The 2,019-nt window shown below is 29.0% G+C and carries 2 protein-coding genes; both read left to right on the top strand.

From position 1 onward, the window contains the following. Positions 1-368: 368 nt before the first annotated feature. A complete protein-coding gene (locus tag HMPREF0077_RS09875) occupies positions 369-536 on the top strand; it encodes a hypothetical protein (protein WP_000332792.1) in 168 nt (55 codons plus the stop codon). A 98-nt stretch (positions 537-634) separates the two neighbouring features. Further along, on the top strand, positions 635-2,019 hold a 1,385-nt coding region (locus tag HMPREF0077_RS09870), incomplete at its 3' end, for a recombinase family protein (protein ID WP_040349767.1).

Raw genomic sequence — 2,019 nt, 5'->3', positions numbered from 1 at the left:
TTATATATAGAGGGACTTTTAAAACCTCGTTATATATAGATTTGAACCTTGACAACTGAATAGACCAAGACAGGACATTAACCATTTGTGGAGCTTTATAATTTCTTCGCCATGACTTTTCTGCTGATAAGAGTTTCGGTTTAAATAAATACTCTAGTTAAAAGAAGGATAAAAGAAAACGAGCGACAAAAAGAAATTATATATTCAGCCTAGGAAACTGATGCATTGAAGCAAATGGGGATAATGATACTTCTACAGTTGTTGCCGGCTCATCTTGAAAAGGGGCGGTGGTGAAATTCCAATGTCGTGACCTACACGCCTGTTAATGTCAAAAAACTTAAAAATATTGAAGATAAGGAGAAGGTATTATGTGTGATGAACATAATATAAATACAGAAATGAAAACAGATAAAAAAGATAAACAGATGATAAATCAAATTGATGGTTGGAATATAGAAGTTAAATTTAATGAGAATGGATTTAGTTTAGAAAATTTAGTAGAGGAATACATCAAAGAAAAATTTTCTGTCTATTAGGGGCTGACAAAAAATATAAGGAGCGTTATAATATTTTTGTGGAAGCCTAACCTTGGTTTGATTTATTGTATGTAAATTGAACTAAAGGAGGCTTTTTTATGTTTAAAAACAATTTACCAAAAGAAAATTTGGCAGTTATGTATTTAAGATTATCAAAAGAAGATGGCGAAAAAACAGAAAGTAACTCGATATCCAATCAAAGAGAAATTATAAACTCTTATGCAAGAAGAAATCAAATTCCAATAGTCAAAGAGTATGTAGATGATGGATATTCAGGTGCAAATTTTGATCGTCCCAATTTTAAAGAAATGATAAAGGATGCCTATGCTAGAAAGTTTAATACAATTATTGTAAAGGACTTATCGAGATTCGGAAGAGATTATATAGAAGCAGGAAAATATATTCAAAGAATATTTCCAGAAAACGGTATAAGATTTATATCAGTAAATGACAATTACGATAGTAAAAGTGCAGATATAAATGATACACACCTTATACTTCCTATAAAAAACTTCATCAATGATAGTTATTGCCGAGATATTTCCAATAAGGTAAAAAGCTCTCAAAAGATAAAAAGAGAAAAAGGAGACTTTATCAGTGCTTTTGCACCTTATGGATATAAAAAGTCTGAGGAGAATAAAAACAAGTTAGTGATTGATAAAGAGATATCGGATATTATCAAAAATATATTTGATATGAAACTCTTGGGATATTCCTCAAAGGCAATTGCAGATGAACTAAATCATTTAGGAGTTTTAACTCCAAGAAAATATAAAGAAAGTCAAGGATTTAAGTGTAATGGATTTCAAAATACAAAAGGTGGAACTTGGTCAGCAAAGACAGTAAATAGAATTATAGAAAATGAAGTATATATTGGAAATACCTTACAAGGAAAGAGTGTTACTTTAAGTTACAAAAATAAAAAGCAGATAGAAAAAGAGAAAGAAGAATGGATAAGAGCAGAAAATACCCATGAAGCAATTATAAGTAAAGAAGTTTTTACTATTGCAAATACGATGCTTAAAAGAGATTTGAATAACTCTCGTGGAAAGGACAAAATTAATATTTTTACAGGAATGCTTTTTTGTAAAGAATGTGGAAGTTCTTTGATTAGAAGGACTGTAAAGTATAAAAAAAGAGAAGAGATATTCTATATCTGTTCAAAGTACAACAAGGAAAAATCTTGCACAAGACACAGCATAAAAGAAAAAACCTTGATAAAAGCAGTATCTAAAATAATGAAGTCCTACATTGAATTTAATGAAAATCTATATTCTAAAGTTCAGCGTATAGATATAAATAAAAATTTGAAAGACAATCAAATTCCTATACTAAAACGAGAAAAAGCAATGACAGAAGAACTCTTATCTTCCCTATACCTTGATCTAAAAGAAGATGTTATTAGTAAAGAAGAATATCAACTTTTTAGAAAAAACTATACAGAGAAATTGACTAAATTAGATGAAAGTATCGAGTATAGATT

The sequence above is a fragment of the Anaerococcus tetradius ATCC 35098 genome, assembly GCF_000159095.1.
GTDB lineage: Bacteria > Bacillota > Clostridia > Tissierellales > Peptoniphilaceae > Anaerococcus > Anaerococcus tetradius.
This window is presented reverse-complemented; position numbering and strand designations above follow the sequence as displayed.